This is a genomic window from Actinomadura nitritigenes, assembly GCF_017573545.1.
GTDB lineage: Bacteria > Actinomycetota > Actinomycetes > Streptosporangiales > Streptosporangiaceae > Spirillospora > Spirillospora nitritigenes.
Genome location: NZ_JAGEOK010000049.1, coordinates 26454 through 43064 on the forward strand (window position 1 = coordinate 26454; position 16611 = coordinate 43064).

Annotated in this window: 19 protein-coding genes; 11 read left to right on the forward strand and 8 right to left on the reverse strand. The window is 72.3% G+C overall.

The genetic code is table 11. The features are described 5' to 3' along the window. Nucleotide 1: 1 nt before the first annotated feature. Together J4557_RS44585 and J4557_RS44590 are read right to left on the reverse strand one after the other, a co-directional pair. Complete coding sequence (locus J4557_RS44585; protein WP_208273223.1) at nucleotides 2-913, reverse strand: phytoene/squalene synthase family protein; 912 nt, start codon at nucleotides 911-913, stop codon at nucleotides 2-4. Beyond that, entirely contained in the window at nucleotides 910-2379 is a 1470-nt protein-coding gene (locus J4557_RS44590) for a phytoene desaturase family protein (protein ID WP_208273225.1), read from the reverse strand. The genes J4557_RS44585 and J4557_RS44590 overlap by 4 nt, the downstream gene beginning before the upstream one ends. 226 nt (nucleotides 2380-2605) lie before the next feature. Between J4557_RS44590 and J4557_RS44595 the strand changes: the two genes are divergently transcribed. Then, on the forward strand, nucleotides 2606-2836 hold the full coding sequence (locus J4557_RS44595) for a hypervirulence associated TUDOR domain-containing protein (RefSeq protein WP_208273227.1): 231 nt from the start codon (nucleotides 2606-2608) through the stop codon (nucleotides 2834-2836). Nucleotides 2837-2878: 42 nt separating this feature from the next. Here J4557_RS44595 and J4557_RS44600 read toward each other — a convergent pair whose 3' ends face one another. The 3 genes from J4557_RS44600 to J4557_RS44610 form a co-directional block, all read right to left on the reverse strand. Next, on the reverse strand, nucleotides 2879-3601 hold the full coding sequence (locus J4557_RS44600) for a carotenoid biosynthesis protein (RefSeq protein WP_208273229.1): 723 nt from the start codon (nucleotides 3599-3601) through the stop codon (nucleotides 2879-2881). Between the two features lie 281 nt (nucleotides 3602-3882). Continuing rightward, nucleotides 3883-5175 carry a cryptochrome/photolyase family protein gene (locus J4557_RS44605; RefSeq protein ID WP_208273231.1) on the reverse strand — a complete coding sequence of 431 codons (1293 nt, stop codon included), beginning with the start codon at nucleotides 5173-5175 and terminating at the stop codon, nucleotides 3883-3885. Between the two features lie 76 nt (nucleotides 5176-5251). Next, nucleotides 5252-5770, reverse strand: a complete 519-nt coding sequence (locus tag J4557_RS44610) for a TspO/MBR family protein (RefSeq protein WP_208273233.1) — start codon at nucleotides 5768-5770, stop codon at nucleotides 5252-5254. Between the two features lie 109 nt (nucleotides 5771-5879). Between J4557_RS44610 and J4557_RS44615 the strand changes: the two genes are divergently transcribed. The 3 genes from J4557_RS44615 to J4557_RS44625 all read left to right on the forward strand — a co-directional run bounded on the left by J4557_RS44615 (nucleotide 5880) and on the right by J4557_RS44625 (nucleotide 8418). Beyond that, on the forward strand, nucleotides 5880-6854 hold the full coding sequence (locus tag J4557_RS44615) for a YbgA family protein (protein ID WP_307800568.1): 975 nt from the start codon (nucleotides 5880-5882) through the stop codon (nucleotides 6852-6854). Between the two features lie 172 nt (nucleotides 6855-7026). After that, nucleotides 7027-7944 carry a hypothetical protein gene (locus tag J4557_RS44620; protein ID WP_208273237.1) on the forward strand — a complete coding sequence of 306 codons (918 nt, stop codon included), beginning with the start codon at nucleotides 7027-7029 and terminating at the stop codon, nucleotides 7942-7944. Nucleotides 7945-7950: 6 nt separating this feature from the next. After that, complete coding sequence (locus J4557_RS44625) at nucleotides 7951-8418, forward strand: Rv0361 family membrane protein (RefSeq protein WP_208273239.1); 468 nt, start codon at nucleotides 7951-7953, stop codon at nucleotides 8416-8418. 137 nt (nucleotides 8419-8555) lie between these two features. Here J4557_RS44625 and J4557_RS44630 read toward each other — a convergent pair whose 3' ends face one another. Beyond that, nucleotides 8556-9332, reverse strand: coding sequence for an enoyl-CoA hydratase/isomerase family protein (locus tag J4557_RS44630; protein WP_208273241.1), 777 nt, complete (start codon nucleotides 9330-9332; stop codon nucleotides 8556-8558). Between the two features lie 100 nt (nucleotides 9333-9432). Here J4557_RS44630 and J4557_RS44635 point away from each other — a divergent pair, with 100 nt between their 5' ends. Next, complete coding sequence (locus J4557_RS44635; protein ID WP_208273243.1) at nucleotides 9433-10188, forward strand: enoyl-CoA hydratase/isomerase family protein; 756 nt, start codon at nucleotides 9433-9435, stop codon at nucleotides 10186-10188. 406 nt (nucleotides 10189-10594) lie between these two features. After that, nucleotides 10595-10882 carry a hypothetical protein gene (locus J4557_RS44640; protein WP_208273245.1) on the forward strand — a complete coding sequence of 96 codons (288 nt, stop codon included), beginning with the start codon at nucleotides 10595-10597 and terminating at the stop codon, nucleotides 10880-10882. Between the two features lie 100 nt (nucleotides 10883-10982). Here the strand turns inward: J4557_RS44640 and J4557_RS44645 are convergent, their stop codons facing one another. Further along, nucleotides 10983-11846, reverse strand: a complete 864-nt coding sequence (locus tag J4557_RS44645; protein ID WP_208273246.1) for a helix-turn-helix transcriptional regulator — start codon at nucleotides 11844-11846, stop codon at nucleotides 10983-10985. A 102-nt stretch (nucleotides 11847-11948) separates the two neighbouring features. Here J4557_RS44645 and J4557_RS44650 point away from each other — a divergent pair, with 102 nt between their 5' ends. Both J4557_RS44650 and J4557_RS44655 read left to right on the forward strand, forming a co-directional pair. Then, nucleotides 11949-12362 (forward strand): VOC family protein, encoded by a 414-nt coding sequence (locus J4557_RS44650; RefSeq protein WP_208273248.1) that lies wholly within the window; start codon nucleotides 11949-11951, stop codon nucleotides 12360-12362. A 435-nt stretch (nucleotides 12363-12797) separates the two neighbouring features. Continuing rightward, a complete protein-coding gene (locus tag J4557_RS44655; RefSeq protein WP_208273250.1) occupies nucleotides 12798-12995 on the forward strand; it encodes a hypothetical protein in 198 nt (65 codons plus the stop codon). 227 nt (nucleotides 12996-13222) lie between these two features. On the opposite strand, the gene J4557_RS44660 is transcribed toward J4557_RS44655, so the two are convergent. After that, on the reverse strand, nucleotides 13223-13648 hold the full coding sequence (locus J4557_RS44660) for a MarR family winged helix-turn-helix transcriptional regulator (RefSeq protein ID WP_208273252.1): 426 nt from the start codon (nucleotides 13646-13648) through the stop codon (nucleotides 13223-13225). 89 nt (nucleotides 13649-13737) lie between these two features. Here J4557_RS44660 and J4557_RS44665 point away from each other — a divergent pair, with 89 nt between their 5' ends. The 3 genes from J4557_RS44665 (at nucleotide 13738) to murJ (ending at nucleotide 16582) form a co-directional block, all read left to right on the forward strand. After that, the gene (locus J4557_RS44665; RefSeq protein ID WP_243777352.1) at nucleotides 13738-14469 is read left to right on the forward strand and encodes an SDR family NAD(P)-dependent oxidoreductase; all 732 of its coding nucleotides are present in this window, start codon (nucleotides 13738-13740) and stop codon (nucleotides 14467-14469) included. 338 nt (nucleotides 14470-14807) lie between these two features. Next, a complete protein-coding gene (locus tag J4557_RS44670; protein ID WP_208273254.1) occupies nucleotides 14808-14996 on the forward strand; it encodes a hypothetical protein in 189 nt (62 codons plus the stop codon). Then, on the forward strand, nucleotides 14993-16582 hold the full coding sequence (gene murJ / locus J4557_RS44675) for a murein biosynthesis integral membrane protein MurJ (protein WP_208273256.1): 1590 nt from the start codon (nucleotides 14993-14995) through the stop codon (nucleotides 16580-16582). Before J4557_RS44670 ends, murJ begins: the two co-directional genes overlap by 4 nt. The last annotated feature ends 29 nt before the right edge of the window (nucleotides 16583-16611 follow it).

The window sequence follows — 16611 nt, forward strand, 5'->3', positions numbered from 1 at the left end:
CTCAGGCCGCCTCGAGGGGCCGCCGCCGTTCGGCGCGGCCGGCGGCGGAGGCGGCCAGCATGTGCCGCGCGAAGATCGTGGCCCGGCGGCGGCGCGGCACCCGCGCCCGCGCGGTCAGCACGTCGTGCCCGGCCGCGGCGATCTCGTCCAGGATGCCGCTGTACAACTCGTACGCGGCGCGGATGCAGGGACGGGAGGACGGTGCCAGCAGTTCCACGCCGTCGAGGGCGCGGCGGTAGTGGTCCCGGGCGCGGCCCGACTCGAAGGCGACCAGGTCGCGCAGCGCCCGTGCAGGGACGCCGCGGTGGAGGTCGTCCTCGGTGACCCCGAACTTGGCGAGGTCCTCCTGCGGCAGGTAGACGCGGCCTCGGGCCAGGTCCTCCGCGACGTCCCGCAGGAAGTTCGTCAGCTGGAACGCCCGCCCCAGTTCGCGGGCGGCCTCGCGGGCCTGTGGCCCCGCGCCGGGAACCGTCTCTAGGACGGGAAGCATCATCAGCCCGATCGCGGCGCCCGAGCCCTCCATGTAGACCAGCAGGTCCTCGTAGGTGCCGTACCGGGTGACGGTGAGGTCGGCGCGCATGGACCGCAGGAAGGCGTCGAGATCGGTGCGCTCGATGCCGAAGGAGCGGACGGTGTGCACGAAGGCGGGCAGCACCGGATCCTCGACCGTCTCGCCCGCCAGACTCGCGCTCAGGCGCCGGGTCACCTCGTCGAGCGCGCGCGCCCGGCCGCCGGTGTCCGCGGCCGGCTCGCCGGACGCGTCGACGATGTCGTCCACATGGCGGGTGAACCCGTACAGCGCGTGCACATGTCTGCGCTTCCACGCCGGCAGCAGCAGCGTGGCCAGGTAGAACGAGCGGCCGTGCCGGGCGTTGAGACGGCGGCAGTGCTCATAGCTCGCGGTCAGCGTCATCGGCGGCCTTCCAGGATGCGGGCGGCGGCGAGCCGTCCGGAGATCAGAGCCGGTGGGACGCCCACACCGGGCGCGGTGTACATCCCGGCGAAGTGCAGGCCGGGGACGCGGCGGCTGCGGCCGGCGGGCCGGAACCAGGCCGTCTGGGAGAACCGGTGGTCGAGCGCGAAGGGCGTGCCGGCCGAATGGCCCAGGCGGGACCAGACCCGCGGATCGAACGTCCGCCGCGGGGCCGACGACAGGTCGCCGTACCCCAGGTCGGACAGGCGGGCGAGCAGGCGCTGCTCCAGCCGCGGCGCGAGACGGTCCCAGTCGGCTCCGCTCGCGGTGTTCGGCGCGGGTTCCAGGACGCTCAGCGTGCAGTGGCCGGGCGGCGCGGCGGTGGCGTCCGCCTCGGGGCAGGTGACCAGCAGGCTCGGGTCGGGCTGCGGGCGTCCGGCGGCCAGGGCGGAGAAGGTTCCGGCCCACTCCCGGCCGAAGTGCAGCGTGTGGTGCGCGCGGCCGGGCGCCCGGTGGTCGAGTCCGAAGTGCATGACCAGGCAGGACGGCGAGTACCGCGGCCGGCGCAGCCGCCAGTCGCCCGCCGCGGCCGGCAGCAGCCCCCGGTGGGCCCGCGCCAGGTCGCACGCGACCACGACCGCCCCGGCGGCGAGCCGCTCGCCGCCCTCCAGCCGTACCGCCGTCACCCCGGACGCGTCCGTCTCGACCCGCTCGGCGCGCACGCCGTACCTGAGCACGGCGCCCGCCTTCTCGGCCACGGCGGCGAGGGCCTGCGGGACGGCGTGCATCCCGCCGGCCGCGGGGAAGTACACCCCGCCGATGGTGTCCATGTGCGCGACGACCGCGTAGACGGCCAGCGCCTTGCCGGGAGGAAGCCCGACGTACAGCGCCTGGAACGTGTGCGCCCTGACGAGCCGCTCGTCGGTCAACTGGCTCGCAACGAACCGGTCCAGGCGCCGGAACCCGCCCGCCGCCGCGAGCCTGAGCAGCGCGAGGGGACGGGCCATGCTCCGCAGCCGGGTCATGTCCGCGTCGATGAACGTCGGCCATTCGGCCTCGAACATCGCCGCGAGCCGCCGCCGGAACCGCAGGTAGCGGGCCGCCTCGTCCGGCCCGCACAGGGCGCGGACGTTGTCGGCCATCCGCTGCGCGCCCGCCACCACGTCCAGTTGTGAGCCGTCGTGGAAGGACAGCCGGTAGAACGGGTCCAGGCGCCGGAGCGGCAGCAGGTTCTCCATGTCCTCGCCCGCCGCGCCGAACGTCTCCGCCAGTACCTGCGGCATGGTCAGCACCGAAGGGCCCGTGTCGAACCGGTACCGTCCCGCGTGCGCCGTTCCGCAACATCCGCCTGGTTCGTCCTGGGCCTCGACCACCACGACGTCGCGGCCGCCCGCGGCGAGGTGGATCGCCGCCGACAGCCCGGCCAGGCCCGCCCCGATGACGACGACCGGACCCCTCTCCACCATCAGCGCCCGCCACGGGGGCCGCGCGCACGATCCGTCATGTGCAGTGCGCCGATCATGTCCCCTCCTTAGGTCGTCCGCCCGTACCCCCCTCTGACCTGGACAAGCACGCCTGAACCGGATTTTGCCCGCGCGGCACCGTTCCAATGACGGACGCTCCCCGGCCGCTCTTCCGGCGATGACGCCGCCCATGGCTATAGCCCGACCGGGGCCGGGTACCGCGACGCACATGGGGGACGAGAAGAAGGAGCCGGCCGTCGGTGACGAGGTCACCTGGCGCAGCCACGGCTCCACGGCCGAGGGCCGTGTGGAGAAGAAGATCACCGACCGCCGCGAGGAGGGCGGCCGCACCGTCGCGGCCTCGCCCGACGAACCGCAGTACGCCGTGCGGAGTGAGAAGAGCGGTAAGAAGGCCGTCCACAAGGGCTCGGCGCTGCGCAAGCGAAAGCGCTCGAAGTGAGCGGCGCGGGTCCGGACAAGAGTGTGACCACGCCCCGTCGCGTCAGGGCCTGCCCGCGCCCGTTCCGGCGGCCCGCCGCCGCAGGGCCAGTACCGCGGCGGGCACCGCGAACGCGCCCATCGCCGTCCCGCCCGCCACCGCCACCACCGGATCGCTCGGCTCGAACACCACCGCGAACGCCAGCGTCTCCATCGCCGCCATGAGCCCGTACGTCGCCACGAGCCACTCCGAGGCGTCCGGCCCGCCGACCCACGCCTCGGTCGCGGCCATCAGCAGCGCGGACACGCCCAGCCAGCCGGCGAAGTTGCTCGCGGGCACCCCCCGGTAGGTTCCGCGCCGCGCCCATCTCCACAGGTCGTGCCGCAGCATCTGCGGATCCAGGAACGCGTCCCATGCGGTCAGCGCCAGCGCCCCGACCGCCATCCGCCGCACCGGCCGCCGGCCCGGGACCAGGACGGCCGCGACCGCATGCGCCGCCAGCCCCATTCCGGACCACGCCGCCGCGACCGCCACGGGAACACCGGCCACCTGCGGCCGCAGCACCGGTGTGTAGGTGTACCGCCCGAACGGCAGCCCCGTCCGCACACCGATCCGTTCCACGGTGTGGCCCAGCGCCATCCCCGTCGCCACCGCGCCGGCCGCCCGCGCGGCGCCCCGCCGCGAGGCGGCGAAGCAACCGGCCGCCGCCGCGAGCGCGCCCACCACCGGGTTGATCCACCGCACCGGCTCCGCACCGACCCCGGACGTCACCTGCGCGGCGACCATCGACGCCAGGAAACCGGCTCCGGCGACCGCGAACCCGTCCGCTCCCCGCCCCGTGCCCGCTCGCCCCCGGTTCCCAGGCCGCACCATCAACTCCACATCCCCGCATCGAGCCGAACAGGCGTGCCCGCCCGGGGCCGGCGATCGGCGGGGGCGTCCGTCGGCCCCCCGTCCGGTGATCTTTCCGTTCGTCCCGGCGGCAAGCGGCCGCCCGTCTCCGGAATCCGGCCGTGCACGGTAACGCGCCGGCAATGGGCCGGCGACCGCGCGCTTGAGGACCGGTGTCATTCGGGATCGACGATGGGCGGCGGGTAGCCGAGCGCGCGCCGGCGGTCGGCGGGCAGGGACCAGGGGCGGTGGACGCGCGACCCCTCGATCTCCGCGAGCTCGGGCACGTACCTGCGGACGTAGTCGCCGCCGCGGTCGAAACGCAGTGCCTGGCGCAGCGGCTTCATGACCTGGGCGGGACGGGTGTTGTTGCCGGTCCCCGCCACCCACTGCCAGTTCCCGGCGTTGTCGGCGACGTCGCCGTCCAGCAGCCAGTCGTTGAAATGGCGCAGTCCGCGCCGCCAGTCGATGTCGAGGTTCCTGGTCAGGAACGACGCGGTGATCAGCCGGGCGCGGTTGTGCATGAAGCCCTCGGCGCGCAGCTGCCGCATCCCCGCGTCGACGATCGGGATGCCGGTCATGCCCGCGCGCCAGGCGGCCAGGGCGTCCTCGTCCCGGTTCCAGCGGCGCCCGCGGGGCCGGTAGTCGGCCCGGGCCAGCTCGGGGAACGCGGCGGCGACCTGGTGGTGGAAGTCGCGCCAGGCGAGCTGGCGCCGGAACCCCTCCGGGCCGGCCTTCGCCGCCTCCAGCGGTGAGACGCAGCCGAACTTCAGGTACGGGCTGAGCCGGGACGTGCGGTCGGCGGCGAGGTCGTCGTGGACGCGGTCGTAGTCGGCGGCGGACTCGCGCAGCCAGGTCTCCATCCGGCGGCGGCCGGCCCGCTCGCCGCCGTCCGCCAGGTCGCGGGACGGCGTGCCGGACACCAGGCCGGCCATGTCCGGGAGCGCCCCGGGCCGGAGCCCGGACGGCAGCGCGACCTTCCGCGGCGTCTTCGCGACCGGCCGGCGGCCGGCGGCGTCCCAGGCCCTCCAGTACGGGGTGAACACCCGGTAGTGGTCGCCGCCCGCCGGAGTGAGGTCCCCGGGCGGGACCACGGTGATGCCCGGATGCGCCGACACCTCGAGCCCGAGACCGCGGAGCCCGTCGAGGCGCCGCGCCGCGTAGGCGGACCGCTCGTCGGCCAGGAACAGCGCCGCCGCGCGCGTCCGCTCGGCCAGCCGGGCGACCTCCGTGACCGGGTCGCCGCGCCGCACCACCAGGTCGCCCCCCAACTCCCGCAGTGATTCGCGCAGGTCGGCAAGGCTCTCGAGGAGGAACCGGACGCGGTTGGGCGCGGCGAACGGCCCGCCGAGCAGCGCGTCGTCGAAGACGAAGACTGGAACGACCCGCTCCGCCCGGCACGCGGCCGCCAGCGCGGGATTGTCGCGCACCCGGAGGTCACGGGTGAACAGCATGATCGATGTGCTCATCACCGCAATCCTCGGCTTCGCGGCCGCGTCGGGTCGCCGTCCTGCGTGAAATCGCGGCAAAGCTTCGGCCGCCGCGTCAGCCCGTTGCCGCGCCCGGCCGGTTGCGGACGGCGATGTCGATGTTCAGCGCGGTGGCGAAGCCGCACCAGGCCGCGTACGGCAGCAGCGCGAGGGCCGCCGCGGTGTCGATGCGCGCGGCGCGCCGGAGCAGCTCGGCGTTGCTCGCGTCCAGCAGGACCGTCCCGGCCACGCCCGCGCTCGGACTGCGGAGCCCGAAGAACAGATGGTTCCAGGCGGCGTTCAGGGCCAGGTTCGTCCCGACGCTGGCGGCCAGGGCCCGGCGTTCGGCCCCGCGCGCCCTGAGCAGGGCGCGTCCGGTGGCCCAGGCGATCGAGGCGTACAGCGGCGTCCACACCGCGCCGAAGGCCCACGACGGCGGCTGCCACGGCGGCTTGGACAACGACCGGTACCAGCCGTCGTCGGCATCGACCGCCGTGGCACCGAGGACGGCGGCGGTCGTCACCGCCGCGGTCGTGGCGCCGTAGGTCTTCCATCGCGTGGCCGCCGAACGCCCTTGCCGTCGTACCCGGTTCATACGAGCGTGCTTCCCCGGGGCGGCCCGGATGAACGCGCCGGTGACCGCCCTGCCCGACGGGCGCCGCGTCAGGCGATTGCCCCAGCGCATCCCGGGCATCTCACTCAGCGTGACTGCAACCAGCGGGCAGCCCCGGCCGCGGCTGGCGGTGTCCAGTTGCCTGCTCGGCGCGCCCGTCCGCTACAACGGCGGCCACAGCCGGAACCGGTTCCTCACCGGGATGCTGTCGCGGCACGTCGACTGGGTGCCGGTCTGCCCGGAGATGGAGATCGGGCTCGCGGCGCCCCGGCCCGCGATGCGGCTGCGGACCGACGGGCACATCGTCACCAAGGACGGCGCGTCCGACCACACCGCGGCCATGACCGCCCTGGCCGAGCACCGGCTCCCCGACCTGGAAGGCGTCGACGGGTACGTCCTGAAGTCACGTTCTCCCAGCTGCGGCCTGTCCAACCTGCCCCGGTACGCCGCCGGCGCGCCGGGTGAGCGCACCGACGGGCAGCCGGTCGACCGGAAGGGCCGCGGCGTGTTCGCCGCGCTGCTCCTGGAGGCCTATCCCGACCTGCCCACCGAAGAGGACGGCCGGCTCAATGATCCCGCGCTGCGCGAGCATTTCATCGAACAGGTGTTCGCTCAGGCTCGGCTGCGCGAGTTCTTCGCCGGCGACTGGCGCCCGCGCGACCTCGTCGCCTTCCACAGCCGGCACAAGTTCCAGCTGCTCGCCCACGCCCCCGAGGGCTACCGCGAGACCGGACGCATCGTCGCCCGCGCGGGCGAGCGCCCGCGGGACGAGCTGGAACGCGACTACCGCCACGCGTTCACCGCCACACTCGCGATCCGCCCGGGACGAGGCCGCCACACCAACGCCCTCCATCACATCCTCGGCTTCATCACCGACGACCTCGACCCCGCGCGCCGCCAGGACATCCTCACCGCCATCGACTCCTATCGGGAAGGGCGGGCGCCGCTGAGCGTCCCCATGGCCCTGCTGCGGCACCACGCCCAGGGCGAGCATCTCGCCTACATCGCCGAGCAGACCTACCTTGACCCCTTCCCTGAGGACCTCCTCCTCCGCCACAACCTCTGACGGCGTCCCGGGATGAGGCGGCCGAGGGGGCGACCGCACGCCTGATCCGGCGCGGACGCTCCGGGTCAAAGCTCCGGGACGGCGACGTCACCGGACGTTAGCCATGAGCCTCGAACTTCCATACAGACATCGACGTCTATATGAGTATGGTTGCCCCACAGGACGAGGAAGCATGATGCGGACTCCGCGGCGGATCGCCGGACTCCTGGCCGCCCTCCCCCTGGCCGCCCTCCTGACGGCCACCGGGTCGTCGCAGGCGCTGGCCGACCCCGCCTACCAGGAACTGTGCGCCGGCCCGGTCGCCGAACTGCAGGCGATACAGGCGCGCATCCGAGAGCACAACGCCCGTCCCCACACCGGCCCCTACAGTGCGGCGGCCGCCGCCTACGACTCCGAGGCGGCCACCTTGAGGACCGAACAGAACCGCGCCCTCTCGCGGCTCATGGCCTGCGAGCGGAGTCTCGACCGGATGCAGGCCAGGTACCCGAAGTCGACCATCATGAGCCCGTCGCCGGACGCCGTCACCAAGATCGAGACGGCGCTCGCGAAGGTCACCGACGCGGAGAAGCGGGCCGCCACGCGCTGGAACGCCAAGACCTACGACTACTTCAAGTACGGGCAGGGGAAGAGCGGGATGACCAAGCGGGTGGACCGGCGGCCCGCCGAACTCCCGCCGTCCGTCTACGGCGTGTACAAGGCGCTCGACCAGACGCGTCCCACGTTTCCCAAGACCGCGTACCTGCAAGGAGTGCAGGCGCCGAAGACGGGAAGCCCCGACCCCGCCTACCCTCCTGCGAGCGGCCGGGTGGTCAACAGCACGCACATGGACCACATCGTCCCGCTGCGGCGGCTCGTCTCCATGCGCGACTTCCTGAAACTGACCCCGGGCAATATGTACATCGTCGCGAACTCGCCCGCCAACGGCCAATGGCTCTCCGGCTCGGCGAACCTCTCCAAGGGCTCGGGCAGCGCGGCGCTCACCTCCGGCACCTCGCCCGCGTGGCGGCAACAGCAGGGCCAACTCCGGCAGAAGGCCGAAACCGAACTCCAGGAACTCATCGACGCGCTGCTCAAGAGCCAGAGGAGCTGATCCGCGATGGACGAACAGATCCAGAACCCGGGCCCGCCGCTCCCGCCCTCGCCCCTGCGCGGCCGGCGGCGCCGTCGGTTCGCCCTGCTCGCCGGAGCATTCACCGCGCTGGCGGTGTTCGCCGGAGCCGCCGCCTACGGCGTCCACTGGTGGACGCACCGGGATGAGAGGCGGGTCAGCAGCGCGGTGACGGACTTCGCGCACGCGGTCGACCGGGAGGACTCGGCCACGGCGCTCGGCCTCATGTGCGCCGAGGAGGAGCAGAGCGCGGTCGAGTCCGGGGCCTCCGCGAGCGACCACGGCCTCGGCTCCCGCTACGAACGGCCGGTGAAGACCTCCGACATCACGATCTCCGGTGACGTGGCCCGGGTGCGGCTGACGCGCCCCTCGCAGCCGCCCGCAACGCTCTACCTGCGCAAAGAGGGCGGGGCCTGGAAGCTGTGCGACCCGGAGCGGCAGAGCCGCCCGCAGTGACCCGGCGCCCGGCGCCCCGCCGGACCGGCCCGCAGGCCGGCTCGGCAGGGGCGCCGCGACGAACGGCGTCTGAGCGACGCCGTGCTCAGCACACCCGCAGCCCCCCGACCACATGGGCGCTCACGGTCCGCCCGCCGTCACCGTCCGGTGAAGCGCGCCTCGCGGCGCTCCAGGAACGCGGCGACCCCCTCGGCGTGGTCCTCGGACGCGAAGCACTCGGCGAGCGCGGCCCGCGTGGCGCCGACGTGGTCGAGCAGGCTCGCGGAAGCGCCGTCCATCACCAGCCGCTTCATCCTCGCCAGTGCGAACGGCGACCCCTTGGTGATGGCGTCGGCCAGTTCCCGCGTCGCCTCGGGTACCGCATCCGGCTCCACGACGGCCGTGGCGAAGCCGAGCGCCAGGGCCTCCTCGGCACCCAGGTCGGCGCCGGTGTAGAGCAGCCGCAGTGCCGGGCCGATCCCGATCTGGCGGGGGAGCAGCCACGTCCCGGCGCCGGTGTCGGCCACCAGCCCGCGGTGGACGAAGGGCCACCGGAACTTCGCTCTGGTCGAGACGATCCGCAGGTCGGCCTGGGTGGCGAACTCCGCGCCCATCCCGACCGCCATGCCGTCGACGGCCGCGATGACCGGCTTCGGGCAGCCGACCAGCAGCGGCGGCTCGTCGGGCCGGTCCCGGCCGGGCCCGCCCCGCTCGCGCGGGGCGCGGGCGGCGAGGTCCGCCAGGTCGATGCCGGCGCAGAAGCTGCCCGGCACGCCGGTGACGACCAGTACCGCCACGCCGGGGTCGGCCCCGGCCTCCGCGACGCGGGCGGAGAACTCCTCCAGCATCGCGAACGTCATCGCGCCGCGCTTGGCCGGACGGTCGATGGTCAGCGTGGCGACGCCGTCACCGACCCCGTAGCGGATCTCCTGCATGGCGCTCTCCTCTTGGCTCGTCCCGGCCGGTCGGGTATGTCTATTAAACAAACGTTCTAAGGGATCCGGCACGGCCGGCACGGTGCCGTGGGAGGTCGGAATGGCGCGAGACGTCCTGTACGAGGCCGACGGGCACGTCGGCATCGTCACGCTCAACCGCCCGGAAGTGCACAACGCGCTGCGCCGCCGGACCTACGAGGAGCTGACCGGCCTCGTCCGGTCCACCACCGCCCGCGCGCTGGTGGTGACCGGCGCCGGAGCCTCGTTCTGCTCCGGTGACGACGTCCGGGAGCTGCTGACCGGCGACGGCCCGCCGCCGGAACCCCGCCTCACCCCCGCGGCCGGAGCGCTGCTGGAGACCGACGTCCCCGTGATCGCGGCGGTCAACGGCTCCGCGGTCGGATGGGGCATGGAACTGGCGCTGATGGCCGACATCCGGGTGGCGGCGCGGCGCGCCCGCTTCGGCGAGCTGTTCGTCAAGCGCGGGCTGTGCAGCGACGTCGCCGGGATCGCCCGGCTGGCCCAGCTGGTCGGCCGCGAGCGCGCCGCCGAGCTGCTGTTCACCGGCGAGATCGTCGACGCCGCGAGAGCCGAACGGATCGGCCTGGTCAGCCGGGTCGTGGACGATGACGACGTGCTGGAGTCGGCGGTGGAGCTGGCGGCGCGGATCGCCGCGAACCCGCCGCTGGCCGTCGCCGCGCTCAAGCGGGGGCTGCGCCGCGCGCTGGATCCGGACTGGAACGACCTGGGCGCATGGGTCGGCACCACCCTGGGCGAGCTGTTCGCCACCGAAGACCACCGCGAGGGCGTCCGCTCGTTCCTGGAGAAGCGGGACGCGCACTACGTCGGCCGCTGAACGGTCCGTGGGTGCCCGGCACTACTGCCAGGCACCCACAAGGGACGGACAAGCGGAGATCGGATCCCACCGCCAGAGCGAGGATAACGGCCCACGACCGCCCGGGGCGCGAAGAGCGCGCGGGACGAAGCCGGATGTTCCGTGGTGAACGGCCGAACGATCAAGGACGGATCGGCCGAGCGGGAGGCAAGTCCGACTCGCGGCCGGATCGTCGCGGTACCGCCCCAGCACGGAAATGGTCGTCATGCATCGGGACGAGTCCGCCGGAATCGCCGCCGCGCCTGTCGCCTGGCAACGCTGAGTCACCTCTGCTATACGTATAGTCACCCACCTGGTTCGAGGTGGGGATGGGGCATCCGGTGCCCGCAATGGGGATCCGGGCGTGACAAGGAAGAAAAGGAAACACATGAAGTCCTTCAGCTACACCGAGCTGGACAAGCTGGCCGGCGAGGTCCTGCCGGAGCGCGCGGTGCTGTCCACCCTTCTCGTCGGTGGCGACAGCGACAACGACAACCAGAACTTCAACTTCAACCACGGCGGCGGCCACGACGGCGGCACCACCGCGGTCGTCCCGAACTGCCAGAGCAACATCAACCACTCGCAGGGCGGCCTCGTCGGCGCCCTGGGTCTCAGCTCCGAGAACCCCAACAGCGAGTTCACCTGCGCCGGCAGCTCGGTGGTCTCGGGTCACTGATCCGAAACGACGTGCTCGCGGGCTCCGGCCCGCAGGGGAGGGGTCGGCGTTCTTTCGCCGGCCCTTCCCCCCTTTTCTCCATTTCTCCGATGTGCTCCGCTCAGGCGTGCCGGGGGCCGGAAATGCCCGAGACCATCGCCAGGCGGAATCTGGTTTCGTCCTCGGTATCGGGGGCCGCGGTGAGAACGACGATCTTGCGCTCCGCGTCGCCGTCGCTCAGGACGTCGCAGTCCACCGCGATCGGCCCGGTCGCCGGGTGCTGAACGATCTTGTGGTCTTCCCGGTGCGCACCGACGGCGCCGGAGGCCCACAGTCCGGCGAAGCGCGGGCTGTCCCTCGTCAGGTCGCGGATCAGGCCGGCCAGGCGCTCGCTGTCCGGGAACCGCCCCGTGGCGCGGCGCAGGTCCGACACGACGGAAGCCTCGACCTCCGGCCGGCCGAGCGAGGTCACCGGCCAGTGCGACAGGCCGGGGGCGGTCCCGCCGGCCGGGAAGGTGTCGCGAGCGAAGTTGCGCAGTGCCGGCGGCGTCGAGGACGGGTCGCCCAGCAGCGCCGCCCAGCAACGGTTCCACCAGATGAGCTGCCAGTCCGCGGCGAACACGGCGGCTGCGGAGTCGCCGAGCCGGTTCAGCATGCGGCGCAGGCCGGGCGGGATGTGATCCGAGATCTCCCTGCCGGCCGGAGGGGCGAGCCCGGCCAGCCGGTAGAGATGGTCGCGCTCGGCGTCGGTGAGTTGCAGAGCGCGTGCCAGGGCCGCGGTCACCTGCGCCGACGGGGTCACATGGCGTCCCTGCTCCAGGCGGACCACGTAGTCGACCGAGATCCCCGCGAGTTCGGCGAGGTCCTCCCGGCGCAGTCCCGTGACCCGGCGCCTGCGGCCGCGGGGAAGTCCCGCCGTGTCCGGCGAGACACGGCCGCGCCAGGTGCGCAGCATCGGGCCGAGTTTCGCGACGTCAGCGGTCATGAAGCCGATTGTCGCACCCGGCGCCGTCCCCAAGGTGGCAACGGTTTTCCCACGAATCCCTCTCTCTGGTCGCAGGCCCGGCGACCGGAGATTCTCGCGGTCATGGCCTTCACGTTCTCCCACGACCATGTGGGCATCACCGTTACGCAAGAGGACCTCGACGCCACCATCGCGTGGTACACGCGCAACCTCGGTCTCGCCGTCGAACGGCGGTTCGAGGCCCACGGCACGACGTTCGTCTTCCTCACCGCAGGCGACGTCAAGATCGAACTCCTCGCGGGTGCGTCGAACCGGGGCGCGGCGCCGTCCGACGACATCCTCACGAGCATGTACACGTCGCGCCTGCATCACTTCTGCCTGGCAGTGGCAGATCTCGACGCGGCACTGTCCCGGCTGCACGAACTCGACGTGCCGCTGATCGGCGGTCCGATGGACATACCGGCAATCGGCCGGCGCATCGCCTTCGTCACCGACAACGTCGGCACCATCATCGAACTCAGCGCCCTGGGCACATGAACCCCGGCCGGGAACATGACCCGGACCGCGCAGGCGGGTGGCCGCGACAGCCGAGCGAGCGCCATGCCGACAAGGCAGAGCACGGAACGTCCGCCTCGCAGTCGTCGGGACTCCGTGGCCGGATCGCCCACGTCGCCATTCCCGAGGGAGGCAACCCCGTCTGCCGCTGCGGCGACGTCGGCTGCCTGGAAGCGGTGGCCGACGGTGCCGCCCAATCCGGCGACGGCGACCATCGCCGCGTTGCCGCGCGACGCGATCTGGTCATGTCTCACCGCGCTTGAGCTGAATGTCCACTTCTCTGAAGCGGCGCGACCCGGGTGATCCGGTGTCCAGACGCCGGCGAGATGACACACCTGGCCCGGCTTGCTTAACTATGGACGATCTTGTCGTTACTGTCGTACCCCAGGGTCGGCGACGCGGTCACCGGAGGTAACGATGCGGTCCGGACGGTGGATGCTCGTCGCCTGGCTGATCATCGGAGCTCTCGCCGCGGGACAGCGCCACTACTACGCGCGTTTCGACGGCAGCTGCGCCGACTTCGCCACGATCGGGATCACGTTGTTCTCCGGCCCGCTCAACTACATCGGTCTCAACCCGACCGCTTCCTGCAAGCTTCCCCAGCCGAGCAAGTGACGCGACGGGCTCCACGCCCGCGTCATCACGAGCCTCTCTGACGACATCAATGAGGCCGCCGATCCGTACGACCGGGCACCGACAGGCTTGGCGCGGTGGCGTCCGGAGTCCGGTGTAAATCGGGGGGTGGTTCCGGCTTCATGGTGAGGCGCGCAGTGCCGTGGCGGTCCGGTGTGAGCGGTCTTGCGGGGACTGGTGGCGTGTTGGGGCCGGAGGTGCCGCTGAGATCAGGGGCGTAGTGCTGTTGTGGCGGATTGGAGCAGGTGGACGAGGCTGTCGCGCTGGGTGCTGGGCCAGGAGCTGAAGCCTGCGGTCAGGGTGGTGTTGATGGCCTGCTGGAACTGGCCGGTGACCGCCTCGCCCTGGGGGGTGAGGTGGACGTGGGTGATCCGGCGGTCGTTGGGGTCGGGTTGGCGGGTGAGTAGGCCGCGTCGCTGAAGCCGGTCGACCAGCCCGGTGATGTTGGTCTTGTCGCAGTGCAGCAGGGTCGCGAGCTCGCCGAAGGACGGCTGCAGATGTTGGGCGAAGCACAGCAGCTGCGCTTGCTGGGGGGTTAGTCCCAGCCGGCGGCTCGCCGCGCTGAACAGACCGTCGATCTCCATGAAGACGCCGATCAGCGTCTCGACGAGTTCGTCATCGGATGCGGCGGCCATGGCGGGCAGTCTACTACCTGGACAGTTGACAGGCTCTACCAACTAGTCGATGCTGTGGACTATCCATAGGATCGACCAATTGAGGGGCTATGCGTATCGAGGATCGGGTCGCGGTCGTCACCGGCGGATCGCGTGGTATCGGACGAGCGATCAGCGACCGGCTCGCCGCGGCAGGAATGCGCGTCGTCATCGGCTCCCGCGACCAGGAGACGGCCGCGCAGGCGGTGGACCAGATCAAGGACGCGGGCGGGCAGGCCACCGCGGTCCGCACTGACATCACCCGCCCCGAGGCGGTCACCGAGTTGTTCGATGCGGCCGAGAGCCAGTACGGCCGGGTGGATGTGTGGGTGAACAACGCGGCCACGGCGACCGCTGGGCCGCTGGCCCGCGCCACCGATGACGACTTCGACCAGTACCTGCACGCCAACGTGCGGTCCACGTTCGTCGCCCTGCGCGAGGCCGCACAGCGGATCAGCGACCACGGCCGGATCATCTTGATCTCTTCCGCGCTGACCGTGTCGCCGCTGCCCGGTATGGCGCTGCTTGCCGCCGGCAAGGCCGCCGGTGACCAGCTCGCCCGTACGCTGGCCTGGGAGGTGGGCGCCAGGTCCGTCACGGTCAACAGCGTCCTGCCCGGCCTGACCCGCACCGACGTCATCGCCACCGTGCCCCCGCACGTCATTGACGACGCCAAGGCCCGCACGCCGCTGGGCCGCCTGGGCGAACCAGCCGACATCGCCGACGTCGTCGCGTTCCTGGCCTCCGACGCCGCCCGCTGGATCACCGGCCAGACCATCAACGCCGCCGGAGGCATGATCTAACGAGTCCGGCGCCGGGCCGGGGCTGGATGGCGCACGATCCTGTAGACCTTGGCCACGATCACCGGACCGTCCGCACGGCACCAGCGGCAGCTGCTCCACCGCCCTTCGCGAGTTCGAGACCTTTTGCAACGAGCATCGGCCTCACCAGGGCATCGCCAACGCACGCCCGTTGAAGCCGCCGCCGATCAGCACCGGAACCAGATCGCCCAGCCGAAGAAGGCAGCGTCGGGGCGCACTCCCAACGAGTGCGAACATGCGGCTTGACCTGCGCGGCAACTGTTGTGCTGCGAGAGGCGTCTACCTTGCGGGCGACGATGGCGCCCAGTCGGGGAGGACTGATGGACACGGTGGTGCTGCGCCGGCGCGGGGTCGTCCCGCTCTCGGACCGGCCCTTGCAAGCCGCGGGGTACACGCTCGGCTTCGCCGGAATGGCCGCCGGATTCGTGATCAGCGGGTGGCCGGCGGCGCTGCTCATGGCGGGCTGGCCGATCGCCGCCGGCGCCACTGCGACGGGAGCGCCTTCATGACGGCGGACGCGCCCTTGATGCGGGCCGGGCGGGCGATGGCGATCGCCACCATGGTGTCGCGGGTCACCGGGTTCGTCCGCACGATGGTCCTGGTCGCCGCGCTCGGGATGGGGACGCGGCTGCTGGACGCCTACACCGCGGCCAACGTCACCCCGAACGCGATCTATGAGCTGGTGATGGGCGGGGCGGTGGCCGGGGTGGTCGTGCCGCTGCTGGTCCGCGCCGCCGCGAACGACGGCGTCGACGCCGACCTGTTCGCGCAGCGGCTGCTGTCCCTGGTGGTCTACGGCCTGGGTCTGGTGGTCGTCGTGACCGTCATCGCCGCCCCGCTCATCGTGCAGGTGTACGTCCCCGGGTTCACTCCGCCCGAGCGGCATCTGGCGATCGTGTTCACGCGGTTCTTCATGCCCCAGATCCTCTTCTATGGGGTGGGCGCCACCCTGGCCGCGGTATTGAACGCACGCTCGCGCTTCGTCGCACCGATGTGGGCTCCGGTCGCCAACAACCTCATCGTCACCGCGACCGCCCTGGTCTTCCTCACGATCGGAGGCACCGGGCATCTGGAGAGGCTCACCACGGGTCAGATGCTGCTGCTGTCGATCGGCACCAGCGGCGGCGTCGCCGCGCAGATGGCGGTGCTGGCCGTGACCAGCCGGCAGGCCGGGTTCCGGCTCCGCCTGCACGCCGACCCGCGCGGCATCGCCGTCCGGGGGATCGCCGCCATGGCGGGTTGGACCATCGCCTCGGTGGCGGCCGCCCAGGTGGTGTTCATCGTCAGCGCCCGCCTGGCCTCCCAGGCCGGACAAGGCGCCATCGCCGTCTACTCGAACGCCTACACCCTGTTCCAGTTGCCGTACGCCGTCATCGCGGTCACCGTCATCACCGGCGTTCTGCCGCGGATGAGCCGGGCGGCCGCCGACCGCGACCTCGCCGGTATCACCGCCGACCTGTCCCGCAGCCTTCGCCTGACCAGCGTGGCCATGGCTCCCGTCGCCGCTGCCCTGATCGTGCTCGGTCCGCTGCTGACCGGCGTCCTGTTCGACCACGGCAACGCCGCACCGGCCGCGGCCCACCTCACCGGATCGGTCCTGGCCGCCTACGGCCTGGCCCTGATCCCGTTCGCCGGCTACCAGATCATGCTGCGCGTCTTCTACGCCCTCGGAGACACCCGTACTCCCGCCCTCGTCAGTGCTGCCGTGTCGGCCGCCACCATCGCGGCCGGCCTCACCGCCGCCCACTTCTTCCACGGTCCGGACCTGGTGATCGCCCTGGCCGGGTGCACCGGCCTCGCTTACGCCCTCGGCCTGGCCGCCACCGCACAGCTGCTCCGCCGCCGACTCGGCCGCGTCGACGGGCACCGGCTCCTGAAAACGCACACCCGGACACTGACCGCCGCCGCCATCGCCGCTGCCGGTGCAGCCCTCATCACCCAGGCGCTCGGCCCGGCCCTGGGCACGGGGACGATCGGCGCACTCGCCATCATCAGCGCGGCCGCGGCGATCGGAGCCGGGCTCTACGCCCTCACCGCGCACCTGCTGCGAATCGGCGAGCTCAAAGAGCTCGCATCGATGATCCGGTCTGCATGACCCCGGACGAACAGCGCGTGCACACGACG

Bases quoted from the DNA above. Each gene is read 5' to 3' on its own strand.
- J4557_RS44585 (WP_208273223.1), bottom strand. From the start codon at position 913: ATGACGCTGACCGCGAGCTATGAGCACTGCCGCCGTCTCAACGCCCGG.
- J4557_RS44590 (WP_208273225.1), bottom strand. From the start codon at position 2,379: ATGGTGGAGAGGGGTCCGGTCGTCGTCATCGGGGCGGGCCTGGCCGGG.
- J4557_RS44595 (WP_208273227.1), top strand. From the start codon at position 2,606: ATGGGGGACGAGAAGAAGGAGCCGGCCGTCGGTGACGAGGTCACCTGG.
- J4557_RS44600 (WP_208273229.1), bottom strand. From the start codon at position 3,601: ATGGTCGCCGCGCAGGTGACGTCCGGGGTCGGTGCGGAGCCGGTGCGG.
- J4557_RS44605 (WP_208273231.1), bottom strand. From the start codon at position 5,175: ATGAGCACATCGATCATGCTGTTCACCCGTGACCTCCGGGTGCGCGAC.
- J4557_RS44610 (WP_208273233.1), bottom strand. From the start codon at position 5,770: ATGAACCGGGTACGACGGCAAGGGCGTTCGGCGGCCACGCGATGGAAG.
- J4557_RS44620 (WP_208273237.1), top strand. From the start codon at position 7,027: ATGATGCGGACTCCGCGGCGGATCGCCGGACTCCTGGCCGCCCTCCCC.
- J4557_RS44625 (WP_208273239.1), top strand. From the start codon at position 7,951: ATGGACGAACAGATCCAGAACCCGGGCCCGCCGCTCCCGCCCTCGCCC.
- J4557_RS44630 (WP_208273241.1), bottom strand. From the start codon at position 9,332: ATGCAGGAGATCCGCTACGGGGTCGGTGACGGCGTCGCCACGCTGACC.
- J4557_RS44635 (WP_208273243.1), top strand. From the start codon at position 9,433: ATGGCGCGAGACGTCCTGTACGAGGCCGACGGGCACGTCGGCATCGTC.
- J4557_RS44640 (WP_208273245.1), top strand. From the start codon at position 10,595: ATGAAGTCCTTCAGCTACACCGAGCTGGACAAGCTGGCCGGCGAGGTC.
- J4557_RS44645 (WP_208273246.1), bottom strand. From the start codon at position 11,846: ATGACCGCTGACGTCGCGAAACTCGGCCCGATGCTGCGCACCTGGCGC.
- J4557_RS44650 (WP_208273248.1), top strand. From the start codon at position 11,949: ATGGCCTTCACGTTCTCCCACGACCATGTGGGCATCACCGTTACGCAA.
- J4557_RS44655 (WP_208273250.1), top strand. From the start codon at position 12,798: ATGCGGTCCGGACGGTGGATGCTCGTCGCCTGGCTGATCATCGGAGCT.
- J4557_RS44660 (WP_208273252.1), bottom strand. From the start codon at position 13,648: ATGGCCGCCGCATCCGATGACGAACTCGTCGAGACGCTGATCGGCGTC.
- J4557_RS44665 (WP_243777352.1), top strand. From the start codon at position 13,738: ATGCGTATCGAGGATCGGGTCGCGGTCGTCACCGGCGGATCGCGTGGT.
- J4557_RS44670 (WP_208273254.1), top strand. From the start codon at position 14,808: ATGGACACGGTGGTGCTGCGCCGGCGCGGGGTCGTCCCGCTCTCGGAC.
- murJ (WP_208273256.1), top strand. From the start codon at position 14,993: ATGACGGCGGACGCGCCCTTGATGCGGGCCGGGCGGGCGATGGCGATC.